At 71.0% G+C, this 20,171-nt stretch carries 14 protein-coding genes; 7 read left to right on the forward strand and 7 right to left on the reverse strand.

All coding sequences use genetic code 11. The features are described from left to right. The first annotated feature begins 59 nt into the window (after nucleotides 1-59). The 6 genes from ACFY1U_RS11900 (at nucleotide 60) to ACFY1U_RS11925 (ending at nucleotide 8,654) form a co-directional block, all read left to right on the forward strand. Nucleotides 60-1,595 carry an AMP-binding protein gene (locus ACFY1U_RS11900; protein ID WP_390693977.1) on the forward strand — a complete coding sequence of 512 codons (1,536 nt, stop codon included), beginning with the start codon at nucleotides 60-62 and terminating at the stop codon, nucleotides 1,593-1,595. Nucleotides 1,596-1,622: 27 nt separating this feature from the next. After that, the gene (locus tag ACFY1U_RS11905) at nucleotides 1,623-2,228 is read left to right on the forward strand and encodes a histidine phosphatase family protein (RefSeq protein WP_390693978.1); all 606 of its coding nucleotides are present in this window, start codon (nucleotides 1,623-1,625) and stop codon (nucleotides 2,226-2,228) included. Between the two features lie 29 nt (nucleotides 2,229-2,257). Next, the gene (locus ACFY1U_RS11910; protein WP_390693979.1) at nucleotides 2,258-3,448 is read left to right on the forward strand and encodes an acetyl-CoA C-acyltransferase; all 1,191 of its coding nucleotides are present in this window, start codon (nucleotides 2,258-2,260) and stop codon (nucleotides 3,446-3,448) included. Between the two features lie 19 nt (nucleotides 3,449-3,467). Further along, a complete protein-coding gene (locus tag ACFY1U_RS11915; protein ID WP_390693980.1) occupies nucleotides 3,468-4,436 on the forward strand; it encodes a PDR/VanB family oxidoreductase in 969 nt (322 codons plus the stop codon). A gap of 82 nt (nucleotides 4,437-4,518) precedes the next feature. Further along, a complete protein-coding gene (gene icmF / locus ACFY1U_RS11920) occupies nucleotides 4,519-7,746 on the forward strand; it encodes a fused isobutyryl-CoA mutase/GTPase IcmF (protein ID WP_390693981.1) in 3,228 nt (1,075 codons plus the stop codon). Nucleotides 7,747-7,793: 47 nt separating this feature from the next. After that, nucleotides 7,794-8,654 carry a 3-hydroxybutyryl-CoA dehydrogenase gene (locus ACFY1U_RS11925; protein ID WP_390693982.1) on the forward strand — a complete coding sequence of 287 codons (861 nt, stop codon included), beginning with the start codon at nucleotides 7,794-7,796 and terminating at the stop codon, nucleotides 8,652-8,654. Nucleotides 8,655-8,715: 61 nt separating this feature from the next. Here the strand turns inward: ACFY1U_RS11925 and ACFY1U_RS11930 are convergent, their stop codons facing one another. From ACFY1U_RS11930 to ACFY1U_RS11945, 4 genes are all read right to left on the reverse strand, one after another. Next, complete coding sequence (locus tag ACFY1U_RS11930) at nucleotides 8,716-10,137, reverse strand: aldehyde dehydrogenase family protein (protein WP_390693983.1); 1,422 nt, start codon at nucleotides 10,135-10,137, stop codon at nucleotides 8,716-8,718. Then, nucleotides 10,134-11,012, reverse strand: a complete 879-nt coding sequence (locus tag ACFY1U_RS11935; protein WP_390693984.1) for an SDR family NAD(P)-dependent oxidoreductase — start codon at nucleotides 11,010-11,012, stop codon at nucleotides 10,134-10,136. The genes ACFY1U_RS11930 and ACFY1U_RS11935 overlap by 4 nt, the downstream gene beginning before the upstream one ends. Then, a complete protein-coding gene (locus ACFY1U_RS11940; protein WP_390693985.1) occupies nucleotides 11,009-12,355 on the reverse strand; it encodes a flavin-containing monooxygenase in 1,347 nt (448 codons plus the stop codon). Before ACFY1U_RS11940 ends, ACFY1U_RS11935 begins: the two co-directional genes overlap by 4 nt. Nucleotides 12,356-12,504: 149 nt before the next feature. Continuing rightward, on the reverse strand, nucleotides 12,505-13,725 hold the full coding sequence (locus tag ACFY1U_RS11945; RefSeq protein ID WP_390693986.1) for an MFS transporter: 1,221 nt from the start codon (nucleotides 13,723-13,725) through the stop codon (nucleotides 12,505-12,507). A gap of 189 nt (nucleotides 13,726-13,914) precedes the next feature. On the opposite strand from ACFY1U_RS11945, the gene ACFY1U_RS11950 reads away from it, so the two are divergent. Continuing rightward, complete coding sequence (locus tag ACFY1U_RS11950; protein WP_390693987.1) at nucleotides 13,915-15,042, forward strand: AraC family transcriptional regulator; 1,128 nt, start codon at nucleotides 13,915-13,917, stop codon at nucleotides 15,040-15,042. On the opposite strand, the gene ACFY1U_RS11955 is transcribed toward ACFY1U_RS11950, so the two are convergent. The 3 genes from ACFY1U_RS11955 to ACFY1U_RS11965 form a co-directional block, all read right to left on the reverse strand. Next, on the reverse strand, nucleotides 15,039-17,672 hold the full coding sequence (locus ACFY1U_RS11955; protein ID WP_390693988.1) for an alpha-L-rhamnosidase C-terminal domain-containing protein: 2,634 nt from the start codon (nucleotides 17,670-17,672) through the stop codon (nucleotides 15,039-15,041). The genes ACFY1U_RS11950 and ACFY1U_RS11955 overlap by 4 nt on opposite strands. A 154-nt stretch (nucleotides 17,673-17,826) precedes the next feature. Then, on the reverse strand, nucleotides 17,827-19,299 hold the full coding sequence (locus tag ACFY1U_RS11960; RefSeq protein WP_390693989.1) for an APC family permease: 1,473 nt from the start codon (nucleotides 19,297-19,299) through the stop codon (nucleotides 17,827-17,829). A 54-nt stretch (nucleotides 19,300-19,353) separates the two neighbouring features. Further along, a complete protein-coding gene (locus ACFY1U_RS11965) occupies nucleotides 19,354-20,079 on the reverse strand; it encodes a FadR/GntR family transcriptional regulator (protein ID WP_390693990.1) in 726 nt (241 codons plus the stop codon). Nucleotides 20,080-20,171: the final 92 nt, after the last annotated feature.

Here is a 20,171-nt window from a genome sequence, read left to right on the forward strand (position 1 = left end):
GTCTCCGCATCTCCTCTCCCCTTGGATCGGGAGAGGACCGAGGAGCCGCCGGAGGAGCCATGTCGCTGCTGCCACTCGACCGTCGCGCCCAGGAGACACCCGATGAACCCGCCCTGGTGGACGACCTGGAGGTGCTGTCCTGGTCCGGGCTCGTCGACCAGGTGGCACGGGCGGCGGCACGGCTGCTGGAGTTGGCACCCGGCCCCGACGACCGGATCGCCGTCCTCGGCGACAACGCGATCCCGACACTGGTGGCCCATCTGGCCGGTCTGCGGGCCGGGGTCGGGACCGTGGCCACGTCCCGGCACCTCACGTCGAGGGAACTCGTCGACCAGATCATCGACGCGGGCGTCACCGGGATCATCGCCGGACCCGCCGGCGCGGGTGCCGCCCTCGACGCGGCCCGGGAACTGGGCCTGCCGTTGGTGCTGCACGGAACCGCGGCGATCGGACACGCCTTCGACTGGGACGTGTGGCTGGCGGCCGCACCCGCCGCAAGCACCCTCCCCACGGACCGGCCCGCCCGGCCTCCGCTCGTCTACACCTCGGGAACCACCGGACGGGCGCGCGGCACCGAGGTGCGCTGGGTGAGCGGCCCGGTCGCCGACGCCTCCGCCTACCTCGCCGCGATGTCCGCCCGGCCCGGTTTCCCTCCGGGACCGCATCTGGTGTGCGGCCCCCTGCAGCACAACGCACCGCTGACCTCGCTGCGGCACCTGGCGGCCGGTCAGCCGGTGGTCGTCCTCGGCAGATTCGACGCGGAGACGTTCCTCAGCAGGGTGCAGAGGTGGCAGGTCGCCTCGACGGTGATGGTGCCCACCCACTTCCAGCGGCTGCTCGCGCTCCCGGAAGAGCTCCGCGCCCAGTACGACGTCTCCAGCCTTCGGCAGGTCTCCCACACCGGCTCCGCGTGTCCACCGGACGTGAAGCGAGCCATGATCGACTGGTTCGGGCCGGTACTGACCGAGTCGTACGGCGCCAGCGAAGCGGGAACCGTGGCCCGCATCAGCAGCGCCGAGTGGCTGGCGCACCCGGGCTCGGTCGGGCGCGTCCGGCCCCCGTTCGAGGTGCTGGTCACCGATGAGGACGGCCGGCGACTGCCGCCCGGCGAACCTGGGCTGCTGGCCTTCCGCGCGCCGGACGACCAGGGCGTCCGCTACCACGCGGATCCGGAGAAGACCAAGTCCGCCTATCTCTCTCCCGGTGTCTTCACGCTCGGCGACATCGGCTATGTCGACGCGGACGGCTACATCTTCATCACCGACCGGGCCGCGGACGTCGTGGTCTCCGGCGGGGTCAACCTCTACCCGGCCGAGAGCGAGGCCGTACTGCGGCAGCACCCGGCGGTCGCCGAGGTCGCGGTCATCGGAGTGCCCGACCCGGACTTCGGCGAATCCCTGCGGGCGCTGATCGTGGCGGCGGACGAGCCCTCGGCCGATGAACTGGACCGGTTCTGCCGCGAGCGGCTGGCCGCCTACAAGTGCCCCAGGTCCTACGAGTTCGTCCCGGAACTCGTACGCAACGCCATGGGCAAGCTCGACAAACGCGCGATGCGCCGCTCCTACTGGCACTCCGAGCGCACCATCGCCGGCTAGCACGAAGAACCATAGATGGGACCACCCATGACCGAACTGCTCCTCATCCGGCACGGCCTCCCCCGGGCCGGCGTGTACGACCCCGGGTTGTCGCCGGAGGGCATCGCGCAGGCCGAGCGCCTCGCCGCCTGGCTCGTGCACGAGGACATCGACGCCCTGTACACCAGCCCGTTCCAGCGGGCCCGCCAGACGGTGGCACCCCTGGAACGGCTCACCGGCATGACCGCGACCGTGCTGGACGATCTGCGCGAGTGGGACACCGACGTCTCGCATCCCTACACACCACCGGAGCAGATCGACGCGGACGACCCCCGGTCGGTGGCGCTCGCCGAGGGACGGTACGAGGACTTCGTGCCCGATCTGAACTGGGACGCGTTCCGGGCCCGGGCGGTGCGCGCGATGGACACGATGCTGGACGCCCACCCCGGTGAGCGGGTCGCGGCCGTGTGCCACGGCGGCATCACCAACACCTATCTGGCGACGGTGCTCGGCCTGCCCACCATGTTCTGGTTCCACCCCGGCTACACGTCCGTCAGCCGGGTGCGGCGCATGCCCGGCGGCCGGATCGTTCTGCACTCGGTGAACGAGACGGCCCACATGATCGCCGAACGTGCCGTCGACGCGGTCGCCTGACCCCGCCCCACACCCAGGAGGTCCCGGTCATGCCCGGATCCGTCATCGTCGCCGGAGCCAGGACGCCCATCGGCAAGCTGATGGGCGCCCTGAGCACTCTGTCCGCGGTCGACCTCGGCGCCCATGCCATCGGCGCGGCCCTGGCCGCCGCACATCTGGACCCGGCGGCCGTGCAGGCCGTCGTCATGGGACATGTCGTGCAGGCCGGGGCCGGCCCCAACTCGGCCCGGCAGGCCGCGATCCGGGCCGGCATTCCGTTCTCCGTCCCCGCGAGCACCGTCAACAAGCTCTGTCTGTCCGGTCTGCACGCCATCGCCCTGGCCGACCTCATGATCGCCTCCGGCCGTCACGAGGTGGTCGTCGCCGGTGGCATGGAGTCCATGTCGGGCGCCCCGCATCTGCTGCGGGGGGCTCGCACCGGCTGGAAGTTCGGTTCGGCGGCCGTGGAGGACGCCCTCGACCGCGACGCCCTCGTCTGCGCCTTCGACGGCGTCTCCATGGGCGCGGCCACCGAGCGCTACCAGCAGCCGTTCGCCCTGACCCGGGAGGAACAGGACGAGTACAGCGCACGGTCCCATCAAAGGGCCGCCCACGCCCAGGCGTCGGGTGCGCTGTCCGAGGAGATCGCCCCCCTCACCGTGGCCGGACGCGGGGGCGAGACGGTGGTGGAGTCCGACGAGGGCGTCCGGCCGGGAAGCACCGCCGAGGGCCTCGGGCGCCTGAAGCCGGCCTTCTCCGGCGCGGGCACCATCACCGCGGGCAACTCGTCACAGCTGTCCGACGGCGCCGCGGCCGTCGTCGTGATGAGCGCGCAGCGCGCCCGACGGGAGGGCCTGACGCCGCTCGCCGAGATCGGCGCCTACGGCACGGTCGCGGGACCCGATCCCTCGCTCCTCGTCCAGCCGGCCGGCGCCGTCCGCGACGCCCTGTCCCGGGACGGCCGACTGAAGGCCGCCGACCTCGACCTGTTCGAGATCAACGAGGCGTTCGCGGGAGTGGCCCTGGCGTGTGTACAGGAGCTGGACATCCCCCTGGACAAGGTGAACGTCAACGGCGGGGCGATCGCGCTCGGGCACCCGGTCGGCATGACCGGAGCCCGCCTTGTGCTGACTCTCGCCGCCGAACTGCGGCGGCGCGGAGGCGGCAACGGAGCGGCGGCCCTGTGCGGGGGCGGCGGCCAGGGCGACGCGCTGTTGCTGCAGGTACCGACGCAGGCTTGAGATGCGGAGCTGAACCACCATGAACGAGCCACTCCCCACGGCCCCGACAGTCCTCACGGTGGCCGCCCGCACCCTCGCCGCCGACGGCGTGGTCTGCCTCACCCTGCGCCGCCCCGACGGCGGTCCGCTCCCCTCCTGGACGCCGGGTGCCCACATCGACGTACTCCTGGACGGTGACGACGGCGAGCTGATCCGTCAGTACTCCCTGTGCGGACGCCCGGCCGAACGGGCGGCCTGGCAGATCGCCGTGCTGCGCGAGCCGCAGGGCCGCGGCGGCTCCGCGTACGTCCACGACCAGCTGCGCGAAGGCGCCACCGTGCGCGTCCGCGGACCGCGGAACAACTTCCCGCTGCGGCCCGCCGCGCGCCAGCTGTTCATCGCCGGCGGTGTCGGCATCACGCCCATCCTTCCCATGGTCGAGGCCGCCGAGGCCGCGGGTGCCGACTGGCGTCTGCTGTACGGCGGCCGCACCCGCGCCTCCATGGCGTTCCTGGACCGCCTCGCCGCGCACGGGGACCGGGTGCTCATCCGCCCGCAGGACGAGTACGGCCTGCTGGACCTCGCCGCCCACCTCGGCGAGCCCCGGGAGGACACCCTGGTGCACGCCTGCGGTCCCGAACCCCTGCTGCGGGCGGTGCAGGAGCTGTGCGCGAGCTGGCCGCCCGGCACCCTGGGCGTCGAACGGTTCGCGCCGACCCGGACGACCGCACCCGGTCCGACCGGGACCTTCGAGCTGGAGCTGGCCCGTTCCGGGCTCACCCTCACCGTGCCCCCGGACCGTTCGGTGCTCGAAATCGTGGAGGCGGCCGGCGTCATGGTCGACTCCTCCTGCCGGGAAGGCACGTGCGGTACCTGCGAGACCGAGGTACTCGACGGCAGGCCCGACCACCGCGATTCACTGCTGACCGAGGACGAGCGGGCCACCGGCGACACCATGCTCATCTGCGTGTCCCGCTCGTGCGGACCTCGCCTGGTCCTCGATCTGTGACGGCGGTCACCTCCAGCAATTTACTAGGACGTCCTAGTATTTATGTGTCCCGCACCACCCCGCCCTGCCCGGGAAGGCCCCCATGAGCGCTCTGCATCGACCCGTGCACCCCGTCCGACTGGTCACCGCCTCAGCTCTGTTCGACGGGCACGACGCCTCGATCAACATCATGCGGCGCATCTTCCAGTCCCAGGGCGCCGAGGTGATCCACCTCGGACACAACCGGTCGGTGCGGGAGGTCGTGGACGCGGCGCTGGAGGAGGACGCGCACGGCGTGGCGGTCTCCTCCTACCAGGGCGGGCATGTCGAGTACTTCGAGTACCTGGTCGAGTCACTGCGCTCACGGGGAGCGGAGCACGTCCGGGTGGTGGGCGGCGGAGGCGGTGTCATCGTGCCCGACGAGATCGCCAGGCTGCGCGAGAGCGGGGTGACCGTCTTCTCCCCGGAGGACGGGCAGCGGATGGGCCTCGCCGGGATGGTCAACTCGGTGGTGCGGGACTGCGACTTCGACCTCTGGGACGGCGGGCCGGCCGATGCGGCCGCCGTGCTCGCCGGTGACCGGTTCGCGATCGCCCGCGCCATCACCGGAGCCGAACTCGGCAAGCTGCCCACGGGATTCCTGGAGCGGCTGCGTGCCGCCGCGGCCCGGGTCGTACCGGTGCTCGGCATCACCGGCACCGGCGGCTCGGGCAAGTCCTCGCTGACCGACGAACTGGTGCGCCGCTTCCGAGTCGACCAGCAGGAAAAGCTGCGGATCGCGGTGATCGCGGTCGACCCGACGCGCCGCCGTGGCGGCGGCGCCCTGCTGGGTGACCGGATCCGGATGAACTCCCTGGACGGGGACCGGGTGTTCTTCCGGAGCCTGGCCACCCGCGGCAGTCGCGAGCTGCCCGAGCACCTGTCCGATGTGATCGACGTGGTGAAGGCCGCCGGGTTCGACCTGGTGATCGTGGAGACACCGGGCATCGGGCAGGGTGACGCGGCGATCGTGCCGTTCGTCGACACCTCGCTGTATGTGATGACGCCGGAGTTCGGCGCCGCCTCACAGCTGGAGAAGATCGACATGCTCGACTTCGCCGACGTCGTGGCGATCAACAAGTTCGAGCGGCGCGGCGCCGAGGACGCGCTGCGCGACGTGGGCCGCCAACTGGTCCGCAATCGCGAGGCGTTCGGCAAGCGGCCCGAGGACATGCCGGTGTACGGCACCTCGGCGGCGACCTTCAACGACGACGGTGTCACCGCGCTCTATCAGCATCTGCGAACCGCCCTGGCCGAGAAGGGGCTGCCGCTGGCCGAGGGCGCGCTGGCACCTGTCGAGGTGCGCCACTCCTCCCGCATCCGGCAGGTGGTTCCCGCGGACCGGGTGCGCTACCTCGCCGAGATCACCGACACCGTCCGTGCCTACCACGCCGAGACCGGGCGGCTTGCCGAGGCAGCCCGGCGGGTGCAGCGCCTGGAGGCGGTCAAGGGCGAGCTCGTCGAGGCGGGCTCCGACGCCGGAAACGTCCAGGCGCTGCTCGAGGACGCCCGCAGGCGGCTCCCGCTCGACGTCAGGGAGCAGCTCGACGACTGGCCCGCTGTCGTCGCCTCCTACTCCGGCGACGAGCAGGTCGTGAAGATCCGAGACCGGGAGATCCGCACCAAGCTGACCCGCGAGTCCCTGTCCGGCAACAAGATCCCCCGCGTCGCCCTGCCCCGCTTCACCGACCACGGAGAGCTGGTCCGGTTCTGGCGCCGGGAGAACCTGCCTGGCCACTTCCCCTTCACCGCCGGGGTGTTCCCCTTCAAACGCGACGGCGAGGACCCGGCGCGGATGTTCGCGGGCGAGGGCGATCCCTTCCGCACCAACCGGCGCTTCAAACTGCTCTCCGAGGGCCAACCGGCCACCCGGCTGTCCACCGCCTTCGACTCCGTCACCCTCTACGGCCGCGACCCCGGCGAACGCCCCGACATCTACGGCAAGGTCGGCACCTCCGGCGTCTCGGTGGCCACCGTGGAGGACATGAAGGCGCTCTACGACGGCTTCGACCTCACCGCGCCGACGACCTCGGTCTCCATGACCATCAACGGACCCGCGCCGACCATCCTGGCGTTCTTCCTCCACACCGCGATCGACCAGCAGATCGAGAAGTTCCGCGCCGCGGAGGGCCGGGCCCCTTCGCCCGAGGAGGCGGCCGAACTGCGCGCCCACGCGCTCGCCACCGTGCGCGGCACGGTGCAGGCGGACATCCTCAAGGAGGACCAGGGCCAGAACACCTGCCTGTTCTCCACCGAGTTCAGCCTGCGGATGATGGCGGACATCCAGGAGTGGTTCATCGCCCACCAGGTCCGCAACTTCTACTCGGTGTCCATCTCCGGCTACCACATCGCCGAGGCCGGCGCCAACCCCATCAGCCAGCTCGCCTTCACCCTGGCCAACGGCTTCACCTATGTCGAGGCCTACCTCGCGAGGGGCATGCACATCGACGACTTCGCCCCCAACCTGTCGTTCTTCTTCTCCAACGGCATGGACCCCGAGTACTCGGTGCTCGGCCGCGTCGCCCGCCGGATCTGGGCGGTGGCGATGAAGGAGAAGTACGGCGCGAACGACCGCTCCCAGAAGCTGAAGTACCACGTCCAGACCTCGGGCCGGTCCCTGCACGCCCAGGAGATGGACTTCAACGACATCCGCACCACGCTCCAGGCGCTCATCGCGATCTACGACAACTGCAACAGCCTGCACACCAACGCCTACGACGAAGCGGTGACCACCCCCACCGAGGAATCCGTGCGGCGGGCCCTGGCCATCCAGCTGATCATCAACCGTGAGTGGGGCCTGGCGATGAACGAGAACCCCCTGCAGGGCTCGTTCATCATCGACGAACTCACCGACCTGGTGGAGGAGGCCGTCCTGCAGGAGTTCGAGCGGATCAGCGAACGCGGTGGTGTGCTCGGCGCCATGGAGACCGGCTACCAACGCGGCCGCATCCAGGACGAGTCGATGCTCTACGAGCAGCGCAAGCACGACGGCACCCTGCCCCTCATCGGCGTCAACACCTTCCGCAACCCGCACGCCGACACCACCGAGCCCGCCGTCCTCGAACTCGCCCGCGCCACCGAGGAGGAGAAGCAGTCCCAGCTGGAGCGGGTCCGGGGCTTCCAGGCCCGCCACCAAGAGCGAGCCCACGCTGCCCTGGCCGCCCTCAAGGAGGCGGCGGTGAACGGGGGCAACGTCTTCACCGTCCTCATGGACGCCGCCCGCGTCTGCTCGCTTCAGCAGATCACCGAGGCCTTCTTCGAGGTCGGCGGCCAGTACCGCCGCAACGTCTGAACCAGCCCCGCACACCACACCCAGCGACTCATCAGAGAGGACCCCGGATGGATCCCGTCACCCGGCTCGGCGTCGTCGGCTGCGGCCTCATGGGCTCCGGCATCGCCGAAGTCGCCGCCCGCAGCGGCATCGACGTCCGTGTGGCCGAGGCCACGCCCGACGCGATCGAGGCAGGCCGCCGCCGACTCACCTCCTCCCTGGACCGAGGCGTACGGCGCGGCAAGCTCAGCGAGGAGCAGCGAGACCAGGCCCTCGCCAGGCTTTCCTTCACCCATGACCTCAGCGACATGGCAGACCGTCAGTTCGTCATCGAGGCCGTCGCCGAGAACCGCGACATCAAGGCCGACATCCTGCGCACCCTGGACAAGACGGTCGAGGACCCTGCGGCAGTCCTGGCCACCAACACCTCCTCGATCCCCGTCGTCGATCTCGCCGTGGTCACCGAGCGGCCCGCGCAGGTCATCGGCATGCACTTCTTCAACCCTGTACCCGTACAGCAGTTGGTCGAGCTCATACCCGCTCTCGTCACCGGCACGGACACCGTGCGGCGCACCCGCGACCTGGCCGGGCAGTTGGGCAAACAGGCCATCCAGGCGCCCGACCGCTCCGGTTTCGTCGTCAACGCCCTTCTGGTGCCCTACCTTCTGAGCGCGGTACGGATGGTGGAGTCGGGCTCCGCGCGGCCGGAAGACATCGACCGGGGCATGGAACTCGGCTGCGCCCACCCCATGGGCCCCTTGCGCCTGCTCGACCTCATCGGCCTCGACACCGCACAGGCGGTGGCCGAGTCCATGTACGAGGAGTTCAAGGAGCCGCTGTACGCGCCCCCCGCCCTCCTGCGCCGCATGGTCGCCGCGGGCCACCTCGGCCGCAAGAGCGGCCGCGGTTTCCACACGTACGGTGACTGACTCCACCTGAGCCGGCATCGACACGGCGAGGCGTGGACTGCCCGACGCGGCCTCAGTGGGGTCAGCGGGTGCGGATCCAGACCGTCTTCTCGCGGGTCCACTGGTCGAAGGCGTTGGTCGATTTCTCCGCGCCGCCGAATCCGGACTGTTTCCAGCCGCCGAAGGGTGTGGTGATGTCGCCCTCGCTGTAGGCGTTGACGGAGACCACGCCGGCCTGGATGCCGTGTGCCAGTCGCAGGGCGGTGTCGAGGTCGCGGGTCCACACCGAGGCGGCGAGGCCGTACTCGGTGGCGTTCGCCAGGTGCAGCGCCTCGTCCTCGGAGGTGAAGGTCTGGACGGTGACCACGGGACCGAACAGTTCCTTGGTGAGGACGTCGCTGCCTTCGGGGGCCTGGGTGATCACCGTGGGCGGGTAGTAGGCGCCGCGCTGGGGCAGGCCGTGCGGCAGGCCTCCGGTGTGGATACGGGCTCCGCCGGCCCGGGCGGCTTCCACCGCCGTCGCGACCCGGTCGAAGGCCGTCCGGTCGATGAGTGGGCCCAGTTGCGTGCGAGGGTCCGCCGGGTCGCCGATGACCAGGCGTTTCGCGGCGGTTGTGAAGCGGTCGAGAACCACGTCGGCGATGCTGTGGTGCACCAGGACGCGGGAACCGGCCGTGCAGTTCTGTCCCATGGTCAGGAACGCGGCCTCGGTCATGTGGTCGATGAGTTCGTCACCGTAGGAGAGTGCGTCGGCCATCAGTACCTGGGGGCTCTTGCCGCCCATCTCCAGCGAGACGCGTTTGAAGTTGGTGTCGGCCGCGTCCTTGAGGATGCGGCGGCCGGTGCTGGTGGAGCCGGTGAAGGAGAGGGCGCCCACGACGGGGTTGCGGGCCAGGGCGGTGCCGGTGACGGAGCCATGGCCCGGCAGGACCGTGAGGACCCCCTCGGGCAGGCCCGCCTCGGCGGCGAGTCGGGCCAGGTGCAGGGCCGAGCGCGGGGTCGTCTCGGCGGGCTTGAGCAGCAGGCAGTTGCCCGCGGCGAGGGCGGGACCGACCTTCCAGGCGGTCATGGCCAGCGGGTAGTTCCAGGGCAGGATCGCCGCGACCACCCCGACCGGCTCCCGGGTCATCAGGCCGAGGCCGTCCGGTCCGCCGGGGGCGATTCTGCCGAACACCTTGTCGGCCGCTTCGGCGAACCAGCGGATCGACTCGATCGCGCCCGGTACGTCGCCGGTCAGGCATTCCGTGATCGGCTTTCCCGCGTCCTCGCTGTCCAGCCGGGCCAGGATCCCGGTGTCGCGTTCCATCAGGTCGGCCAGTCGCAGCAGCACCGCGCTGCGCTCCCGGACCGGCCGTCCGGACCAGACACCGGATACGAAGACCTGTTCGGCCCGCTCGGCGGCCTTGGTGACGTCTTCGGCACTGGTGGCCGGCACGGTGGTGATCGGTTCCCCGGTCGCCGGGTTGACGATCACCAGCGTGGCGGGGCGCTCCACTGCGGTCATTTCTCCTCCACCAGTTCCCAGCGTCCGTCCGTCTGCCGGGCCAGCCCCCGGCGGCGCAGCTCCTCCAGGTAGCGGGCCATCCCGCGCTCCCCTCTCTGCCGGAACAGCGGGAACACCTTCGGCAGCAGGTTGGGCGCCAGCATCGCGAACCGGACCAGGCGGGACTCGCCGGTCCGGGGGTAGGCCTCCAGACGCGGCTTGTCGAGCAGGGACACCACGGCCGCGACGACGTCGGCGGGCTGCTGCGGCGGGTCCTGGAACTGCATGGAGTTCCCGCCGTCCACGGCTTCCTGGCGCAGCATCCGGGTGTCGGTCGCCGACGGCAGCACCGACCCTGCCAGGATGCCCTTGCTCCTCAGGTCGAGCCCGAGGGCCAGCATCGCCCCGCGCAGCCCGAACTTCGAGGCCGTGTAGATCGGGGTCTCGCCCAACGGGAAGATCCCGCCGAGGGAGACGGTGGTGACCACGCGGGCGTCCTGGGAGGCCCGCAGCAGTGGGATCGCGATCCGGGTGGTGACCAGCGGCGAGGTCAGGTTGAGGGTGATCTCCTGCTCGATGCTCTCGACGCTGCGTACGTCGAAGCGTTCGGCGTTGGTCATTCCCACGTTGTTGACGAGGACGTCGAGGCGGCCGTACACGTCGGCGACCTGGTCGAAGAGGAGCTCCACCTGGGCACGGTCGGTGAGGTCGCAGCCGAGAGCGGTGTGGCCGGCGCCGGGAAGCTCGGCGGCGACGCGCTTCGCGCGGGCCTCGTCGATGTCGACGACCACGCAGCGGGCGCCGGAGGTGGCGAAGCGGCGGCACATCGCGCTGCCGATCCCGCCTGCGCCGCCGGTCACCAGCATGACCTTGTCACGGAAGTCGAAGCCGCTCACGAGACCGCCTCCACGCCCCGCAGGGACCGCACGCGCGGCGGCAGGCCCTCGGTGCGCCAGCCCATCTCGGCGGCGACCTTGGCGAGATGCTTCACGAAGGCTCCGCTGTCGACGTAGCCGGTATGCCGGGGCGAGTCGACGAACGTGAGGCCGCCGGACAGGTCCGGGTGGTCGGTACGGATCATGCCCGCGAACCGCTCCGCGTTCGGCAGCCCCTGCGCCACGTCGTCGATGTGCCCGGCGATCATCTGCGCCTGGGTGTCGAAGAGCCGGTACGCACCGGAGTTGGTCTCGACGAAGCCCACTCCGAACAGGCCCTGGTGCTCGCGGGAGAACGACGACAGGTACAGGTCGGGGTGCTGCTCGTCGCCGAAGTACTTCTGCGCGACCGGCACTTGGTGGACGTAACCGGTGGCCAGCAGGATCAGGTCGAAGTCGTCGCGGGTGCCGTCCGTGAAGTGGACCGTACTGCCCTCGGTGCGGGCGATCCCCGGCCTGGCGGTGATGTCGCCGTGCTGCAGGTGGTGGATCAGCATCGAGTTGATCGTGGGGTGGGTCTCGAACAGTTTGTGGTCCGGCTTCTGCAGGCCCAGGCGCGTCGGGTCGCCGTTGATGATCCGCAGGAGGGTGCCGAAGACCCGCTGCGCCAGCCACATCGGCAGGTGCGGCCCGTCGTTGGCGATGGTGTCCACGGGCCGGCCGAAGAGGTGCTTGGGGATGAACCAGTAGCCGCGGCGCATGCTGATCACCGCGCGGTCCGCGCTGCGGGCCGCGTCGCACGCGATGTCGCAGCCGGAGTTCCCGGCGCCCACGACGAGAACCCGCTTGCCGCGCAGCTCCTCCGCGCTGCGGTAGCCGACCGTGTGGCGGATCTCCCCGGTGAAGTGGCCGGGCAGTTCAGGGACGTTGGGGTGCCACTGGGACCCCGTACACACCACGACCTGGCCGTGCACGGACTGCCGTCCGTCGGTCCGGGTGACCGTCCAGGTGCCGTCGGCGTCCTTGTCCACGCTTTCGACCTCGACGCCGAACTGGATGCGCTCCGTCAGTTCGTAGGCGTCGGCGAAGGACGTCAGATACGAGAGGATCTGCCGGTGCGGCGGATAGTCGGCGAATTCGTCGGGCATCGGAAATCCCCCGAAGCCCGAGAGGGTTTTGCTGGAAATGAAATGAGCCGACTCGTACATCGGGCTGCCGGGGTTGTCGATGTCCCAGATGCCACCCGGGCCTGTGTGCCGCTCAAGATGCGTGTACGGCAGGTTCCGCTCCGTCAGGGCTCTGGCGACCGCGAGCCCGGCAGGTCCCGCTCCGATCACGCAGGTGTCGTACTGGATTTTTCCCATGAGGGGATCCCTTTTCTATCGGTTCGCAAGCCCATTCCTGAAGGACTGAAGAGTTGAAGGCCCGAAGGCCTGAAGGTCGTGGGGTTGAGGGGTTGAGGGGTTGAAGGAAACTTATTCATCTGCAGTTCAGCGGGAAATGGTCCCTGCGGTCAGAGAGGGGGCCTGGGCGGCCATGCGAAAGACCGGGCGGTCGCCAGGAGCGCGAGGACGAGTGCGGCCGGTATCGCGTAGGCGAGGCGGAAGTGGCCCGTGGAGCCGAGGATCCCGCTGGCGGCCCCGCCCGCGAGCACGCCCGTGTAGTTGAAGACGTTCATTCGGGCCAGGACCGCCTCGGTCGCCCCCGGTCGCAGGCGTCCGGCGGAGGCGAGGCACAGGGGCACGAGTGCGGAGACCCCGAGCCCGGTGCACGCGGCGGCCAGGACGGCGTACGGCCAGGCGGGGGCGGCCGCCAGTCCGGCCAGGGCGGCGGCGGTGAGCACGGTGGCGGCACGGATCACCGCCACCGGGCCCAGGGTGCGTACGAGACGGTCGGCGCAGGTCCGCCCCGTGACGGTGCCCACCTGGTAGGCCGCATAGGCCAGGGGTGCGAGGGACAGGGCGGTGTCCAGGGTCTGGTGGAGGTACAGGGTCGACCACGACGAGACCGTGGAGTCGATGACATAGGCGACCAGGAGGACCAGGCCGAACGGGGCGAGTGTGACCCACAGTTCGCGGCCGAGCGCGACGGACTCTCCCCGGGGCTCCTCATGGGCGGACGGGGCGAGGGGTGAGTGGGTGGGAAGCTCGTGCGCGCGGACGGTCAGGGCGAGGGCCGCGACGAGGCCTGCCTGTGCGGTCAGGGTGTGCTCGGCGGGCCAGCCGAGGTGAGCGGTGCCCGCGGTCAGCAGCGCGGCCGCGATTCCGGCCGCGCTCCAGGCGGCGTAGAAGGAGGCGAAGATGCTCCGGCCGTAGTGGCGTTCGACGACCGCGGCCCTCGTGTTCGCCGACACGTCGATGCAGCCCAGGGCCATGCCGAACAGTGCGTAGGACACGGCGGCCACGGCCTGGCTGGGAGCCCAGCCGATCAGCAGCAGGGCCGCGGCGGTCGCCAGGACGGCGGCGCGCATCGCGGCGACCAGCCCGACCCGCCGGATCACGGCCAGTCCGGCGAAGCTGCCGACGCCCGCGCTGAGCGCGACGGTCACGACGAGCACGGTCATCGTCAGCGGGGAGAGCGCGAGACGCTCCTTGACGGCGGGCACCGTGGTGGACACCGCGGCCACCGCCGCTCCCTGGGCGGCGAACACCGTCGCCACGGCCCCTCGGGCCGCCGCATGAGGGCTGCGGCGCACGGATCGTCGCCGGGCCGGGGTCTGAACGGGTGCGGTCATGGTGAGCCTTCGTTCGTTGCGCCGGCGCGAGAGCGCACATCGGGCGGGTTCCGCAAAAGGTAGGGATGGCGAAAAGCCCGTGTGCAGCGCGCCGGAGGCCGAAAAGGGGGCCCCGGCGGCCACCCCCGCGACAGGCGGGGCCCGGCTGCTTACAGTGAGGCGAGAAACGCCCTGGTGAGAGGGGACGCGATGCCCGATGCTCCCGCCCCGGTCACCTCTCCGGGAACGAACCGCAGCACCTCGGCGACCATCGCGCCGAACATCCTGCGCTACCTCGGACGGGTCGCCGGCGAGTCCGGCGTCGACCTGCAGCCGCTGCTGACCCGCGTGGGGCTGGACCCGGCGGTGATGGGCTCCGCCGCGCTGCGGGTCTCCTACCGGCAGGGCAGCGACGTCATCCGCCAGGCGGTGCGCCTGACCGGCGACGAGCATCTGGGGCTGCGGGTGGGCGCGGCGCAGCACCTCACCGCGTGGGGGCTGATCGGCCTGGCCATGATGGCCGCCGACACTCTTCAGGACGCCATCGAGACCGGGGTCCGCTTTCAGAACCTGTCCGGGGCGATGACGGTGTGGTCGGCCCGTTGGGAGGACGCCGGCTATGTGCTGCGCGCCGATCTGCCGGACCCCGCGCTGGATCCGACGGTCGCCGTCTTCCTCACCGAGGAGGCGTACTCCAGCGTCGTCACCCTCACCCGGCTGAGCATCGGCGCCGCGTTCGCCCCGCAGACGGTCGAGTTCGCCTTTCCCGCCCCGCGCGACACCCGCCCGTTCGACGACCTGTTCCGCTGCCCCCTGCGCTTCGACGCCGCCGGCAACCGCATGGTGTTCCCGGCCCGGTGGGCCCGTGCGGCCATGCCGGGCCGGGACCCCATCACCTACGCCTCAGTGCTGGAGGTACTGGAGAAGGAGACGGCCTCACGGCGCGACCAGCAGGACCTGCTGGAGGTGCTGGAGATCTCCATCGCGCAGAGCCTTCCGGCCGTCCCCTCCTTCACCGAACAGGCCCGCAGACACGCGTCCAGCGAACGCACCCTGCGCCGCCGCCTGGCCGACTGCGGCACCACGTACGAGGCGATCGTCGACGGAGTCCGTCGCGAGCAGGTCGAACAGCTCCTGCGCCGCCCGGAACTGACGCTCCGTGACATCACCCGCCAGGCGGGCTTCGCCGACGTGAGCGCGCTGCGACGTGCGGTACGCCGATGGCACGACCTGACCCCGCTCGAACTGCGCGCCGGACTGCTGCAGCGGGAGACGCCGCCCGACGGACCGCACGGCGCCGGTCCCTACCGCCGACCTGATCCGAACAACAGGGCCTAGCGCTGCCGCTCGCAGACGAAACTGTGGCTGCCCGGCCCGAGGTCCGACACGGTGACCAGCCCCTCGGTCACCTGCACGCCCCGCGTCGACGCCCGGCGCCCGTCCCACAGTGTCCGGCGGTCGGTGCGCACGCTCTGCCGGTGGGCATCGCCGGGGAAGGAGATCGAGCCCCGCGTGTGTGCCGGTGCGTGGACGGTGAGGCGGAAGGCCTGATCGCTGTTGTTCCATTCGACGCGCAACGGTCCCTGTGGCGTGGGCAGTTGGCCTGTCGCCCAGTCGACGTCGCCGGGCTGCGGGCGTATCTCCCAGGTGGCGTAACCCGGCGAGGTCGGGCGGGCTCCCAGCAGGTGGTGGGTCAGGGCCGGCAGGACGCCCGTGGACCAGCCGTGGGCCATGCTCGTGTAGGCGCCCTCGTACAGGGAGCCGCCCGGGCCGATGCCTTCCCAGTGGGTGATGCCGGGGTCGTTCCTGTCCATCCAGCCGTAGGTGCGCCGGATCTGGTCGAGCGCGGACGCGGCCCGGCCGGTCAGGAAGCGCGCCTCGATCTCGGGGTAGGAGGTGAAGGCGTAGACGCGCTGGGAGGCCTGGTCGAAGAGGGTGTCGTTGTCCATGAAGGCGTTGCCGTACGGCCGCCGCGTCGTGGCGTCGAGGTGGGCCAGTGCCGATGCGGCGCGGTCGGCGTCGGCGATGCCGGTGACGACGGCGAGCGCGTTGCCGTCCTGCGCATGGCGCGCCGGGCCGGTCGCGGAGTCCAGATAAGCCCCCGCTTCCGCATCCCACATCACCGCGTTGACGGCCTGGGCGACCTTGTCCGCTCTGGCACTCCAGCGCTCGGCATCGACCCCGCAGCCCAGCAGACGAGCCAGCTGAGCCCCGGCCCGCAGGGCCTGCACGTACAGGGCGTTGTAGTAGGTGACCTGGCCGGTGCGCCCCAGGAAGGCGTAGTCGCCGTATCCGCCGGTGCCGTTGAGCCCTTTGCTCAGCAGGCCCGCGTCGTCCGTGACGCCGGGGTACCAGGTGTCCAGGACCTTGACCAGGTTCGGGTGGTGCTGGGCGGCGTAGGAGCTGTCGCCGGTGTAGAGGACGTAGTCCCAGCCGCAGGTGACCCAGTACAGCGGATAGTCGAAGAGGGGCAGGCTGTAGTCCGAGATGGAGGCGGGCGGGATCCAGCCGTCGTCGCGCTGGTGTGCGGCGAGGTCGGCCAGCACGTTGCGAACCGCCTCGGCGGTGTCGTCGTGGGTCAGGTACAGGGTGCGCGCGGAGACCGCGAGGTCGCCGACGTAGGGGTCGCGGTCGCGTTTGGCGCCGTCGTGCAGGACCAGTTTGCCCTCCAGGGTGGCGCTCCAGGCGCCGCGCGGGTCGACGTCGTCCTGGCGGAAGGTGTCGGTGACCAGTTCGTTGGTGTACGACGCCCCGTACCAGTAGCGGTTCAAGTCGTCGTCGGAGCACAGGAACCAGCCGCGGTAGGTGCCGGGCGTGCCCAGGTAGCCGGTGAACTGCAGGGACACCGAGTCGATGTCGACCTCGCCCCACGGCTGCGCGGCGGGCGCGTCCGCGGGCAGGGCGTCGAGGGCGATCCTGAGGTAGCGGAAGCCGTGCAGCCCGTCCGCGAAGACCTTGTCAGCGGACTGGAAGCCCTTGTGGTCGGTCCAGCCGGCGCCGCCTGCCGGGACGGCGAACTGGTCCGTGCCCTGTCCGGCGCCGCCCGCCTGGTCGGAGCGGGTGAAGTCCGAGCGGTCGGTGAGGAACTGTCGGGTCTCGGAGAACGCCAGCCGCACGCCCGGGGAGTTCTCGGAGGCCGAGGTGAACCTGATCCGTGGATACCCGACCACGACCTTGCCGAAGTCCACGGTGACGCTCGGCACGGCGATCGGCTCGACGGGAGCGGGCCAGACCTCGTTGATACGGGTGAAGGCTCCGCGCGGGGTGTCCTGCACGGCCGTGACGGTGATGCGGACGCGGTCGGCCGTGACCGGCGAGGCGAAGGGCACGGCCTTCTGGATGACATCGTTGTCCACGATCGTGGCGGCGGTCTGCCACGCACCATCGCGCCCCACCTCGACGGTGAACGCGGTGGGCACGCCGTCGCTGTTGGAGACGAGTGTGATGCCGGGAAGCCGGACGGCCTGCGGCAGGAGGATGGTGAGGGTGTCGGGGAACGCGCCGATCGTGTCGTCGTTCCAGAACGTGTCCGGGTTGCCGTCGATGGCGTTGGCGGCGTCGTAGGTGCGGGGCTGACCGTCATTGCCGTTGTTGCCGGCGTGGGTCGAGGAGGCCTCGGCCGTGGTGCCGTCGGGCCAGTGGGGTGCGGCCGCGGGGCGGGGGCGCCGCAGGACGGTGGTGGCCCCTCCGGGCTGGAGCAGCGCCTCGGCGTTGTCGACGTCGCCGCTGGTCGTGACGGTCCGGACGGGCCGGACGGTGCGCGAGGACGGCGCCTGGACGTAGCGCTGCCAGCCCTTGGCGCGGCGGGCCGTCTCGTCGGCGGCAGGGGCGGCTCCCCCCTCGGCGGGGAGCGCCGCCGCCGAGGGGAGCCCGGCGGAGGCGAGGGCCGCCGTCAGCCCGATCGCGCCGGCTCCGGCCATCACGGTGCGTCTGGGGATGTCGTTCTCCGGTGTGCCGTTCGACGTCACTGCGCCTCCCTGAGCAGACGGGATTGAATCGTTTCAGACGATGGTGGTGACGTGACGGTATCCCGGACACCGGGCGCCCGTACAGAGATGGGACAGGAGTCGGGCGGGCCCGGTGCGGACGGTCGGAGGCGTCAGGACAGGGCCGGGGACACCCTCACTCGGCGTCGGCGACGACCGAGCCGACCCGTTCGGCCAGGCCCGGATCGCGGCGGACCAGCAGGGTCGCGTAACCGACGGACAGCAGCAGGGCGGCCAGCGCCGCGACGGGGAACCAGTTGTACGGCGCGGGCTGGCCGGGCTTGGCCAGGTAGTACAGCGGGACCAGGATGGCGAGCGCGCCGAGGGCGGGCAGCACCAGGTGGCGGCCGGTGCGGAACTCCTGTGGCCGGTAGCGGCGGTAGTACAGCGGCAGCGCGATGTTGGAAGCGAGGTACACCAGCAGGATCAGGATGGCGCCCAGGCTGGAGGACTCGGTGAAGAAGACGACGGGGTTCATCGGGCCGCCGTCGGCGCCGAGCAGATGGCCCAGGCCCCAGCCGCCGATGATCAGCAGGGAGATGGCGGCGAAGGTGACGATCGCGTTGTTGGGCGTACGGCGGGTGGGGTGGACGTAGCCGAAGAACGACGGCAGCAGTCCCTCGCGTCCGGCGTTGAACACCAGGCGGGCCTGGGAGTTGATGCCGGCGATCAGCACGCCGAGGGTGGAGGTCAGACCGCCGAGGTAGGCGAGGAAGGCCAGTGCGCCCAGGGTGTGGTGGGCGACCTCGATGAAGGGGATGCGCGCCTCGCCGAGGCGGGCGACGTCGTAGTCGAAGCCGGTGACCGTGGCGTAGGAGAAGAGGATGTAGCTCACGGTCATGATGCCGATGGAGGAGAACACGGCGCGGCCGACGTTGCGCCGGGGATTCTCCGTCTCCTCGGCCAGGGCCGCGGAGTTCTCCCAGCCGATGAAGAGGTAGACCGCAAGGGGGAAGCCCGCCGCCAGGCCCCTGAGGCCGTGGTGGATGTGCCCGGGCAGGAAGGGCGCGGCGGAGAGGTTGCCGCGGTGTTCGACGAGCGCCGCGACCGAGACCACGACGAGCACCAGCATCTCGACGCCGAAGAAGTAGCCGGCCCACTTGGTGGAGACCACCACCCCGCGCAGCATCAGCACCACCGAAAGGCCGGTCAGCAGCAGTGTCCAGATGATCCAGGGCAGGTCGACGCCGGTGTAGTGGTGCAGGGTGATCTGCACGAAGCCGCCGGAGATCGCGATGACGGAGGCCATCGCGATGATGTAGCCGAGTACGGCCAGCAGGGCCGTGGTCACGGCGCTGACCGGTCCGAAGGTCTTGCCCACGAAGGTGATGAAGCTGCCCGCGGAGGGGTGCGCGCGGGAGAACTGGGCGAGCGTGTTGCCCAGCAGGGCGACCGCGACGCCCGCGGCCAGGATGGTCAGCGGGGACGCCACGCCGGCGGTGGTGGACAGGAAGGCGAAGCCGAAGAAGAAGCTCATGGCCGGACCGACGTTGGCCATGGTGGCGGCGGCGATGTCGGCCATGCCGAGCACGCCGCCGCGCAGCCGCTGGGGCGTGCCGCCGACGGCGCCCGGCGTCGGCGGCGGGCCGACGGCTTTGGGGTCGGGCATGGCGGCGGCTCCTTCTGATCCAGTGCGGAGGTGCGAGCGGTGCGCGGGGGGACGTCAGCCGGGATGGGTGTGCTGGTGTGCCTTCACTGCCTGTACGGCCGGGTCCAGCGCGCCGCGGCCGAGTTCGGCGAGCAGGTCGGCGTGGCAGCGGTTGCGTGCCCGTACGGCCGCGAGGTCCGGGGCGGGCTGGACCAGGCAGAGCCTGCCGAGGAGGTCGGCGGTCAGTTCCCGGACGCCTGCGCCGCCGAGTGCCTCGGCGAGGTCGAGGTGGAAGCGGGTCTCCAGCATCAGCAGATGTCCGGGGTCTTCGGTCAGGTCCATCTCGTCGACCAGCACCTGCAGGCCGTCGAATCGGCCGGCCGGGACCTCTCCCGCGGCGTGGGCCACGAGGCCGCACTCCAGGAGCAGGTGGAAGGCGCTCAGCGAGGCCGCCTCGCCCTCGTCGTGCAGCGCGGGGACGATCGTGTCCCAGCCCTGGGCGACGAAGGTGCCGCCGGTCCGGCCGCGCCGGCGGTCGAGCAGGCCGTCCTGGCACATGGCCTCCAGTGCGCGCCGCACGGTGATCTCCCCGATGCCCAGCTCCTCGGCCAGGACGCCCGCGTCGGGCAGCCGGTCTCCGGGCGAGACGGAGGTCAGGCGCACCTGCAGGGCGATCCGGGAGCGGACGAGTTCCGCGCCGGTCTGGCCGCGGCCGGGCAGCACTCGGGCGTCGTGCACACCGGCGACCGACGCCGGTGCCGGCTGGCCGTAGGGCCCGAACTTGCCCGCTGCATTCACCACGACGTCACCTTAACGGCCTGCTGAGCGGGGGTTACGGCGGGCGGCGGAGCAGGGTCCTGTGCGCGCTCGGATGCATGCTCGGAAAATAGAGC

The organism is Streptomyces sp. NPDC001351 (assembly GCF_042896045.1).
In the GTDB taxonomy this organism is placed as follows: Bacteria; Actinomycetota; Actinomycetes; order Streptomycetales; family Streptomycetaceae; genus Streptomyces.

Bases quoted from the DNA above. Each gene is read 5' to 3' on its own strand.
- ACFY1U_RS11900 (WP_390693977.1), top strand. From the start codon at position 60: ATGTCGCTGCTGCCACTCGACCGTCGCGCCCAGGAGACACCCGATGAA.
- ACFY1U_RS11950 (WP_390693987.1), top strand. From the start codon at position 13,915: ATGCCCGATGCTCCCGCCCCGGTCACCTCTCCGGGAACGAACCGCAGC.
- ACFY1U_RS11930 (WP_390693983.1), bottom strand. From the start codon at position 10,137: ATGACCGCAGTGGAGCGCCCCGCCACGCTGGTGATCGTCAACCCGGCG.
- ACFY1U_RS11940 (WP_390693985.1), bottom strand. From the start codon at position 12,355: ATGGGAAAAATCCAGTACGACACCTGCGTGATCGGAGCGGGACCTGCC.
- icmF (WP_390693981.1), top strand. From the start codon at position 4,519: ATGAGCGCTCTGCATCGACCCGTGCACCCCGTCCGACTGGTCACCGCC.
- ACFY1U_RS11925 (WP_390693982.1), top strand. From the start codon at position 7,794: ATGGATCCCGTCACCCGGCTCGGCGTCGTCGGCTGCGGCCTCATGGGC.
- ACFY1U_RS11915 (WP_390693980.1), top strand. From the start codon at position 3,468: ATGAACGAGCCACTCCCCACGGCCCCGACAGTCCTCACGGTGGCCGCC.
- ACFY1U_RS11960 (WP_390693989.1), bottom strand. From the start codon at position 19,299: ATGCCCGACCCCAAAGCCGTCGGCCCGCCGCCGACGCCGGGCGCCGTC.
- ACFY1U_RS11905 (WP_390693978.1), top strand. From the start codon at position 1,623: ATGACCGAACTGCTCCTCATCCGGCACGGCCTCCCCCGGGCCGGCGTG.
- ACFY1U_RS11910 (WP_390693979.1), top strand. From the start codon at position 2,258: ATGCCCGGATCCGTCATCGTCGCCGGAGCCAGGACGCCCATCGGCAAG.
- ACFY1U_RS11945 (WP_390693986.1), bottom strand. From the start codon at position 13,725: ATGACCGCACCCGTTCAGACCCCGGCCCGGCGACGATCCGTGCGCCGC.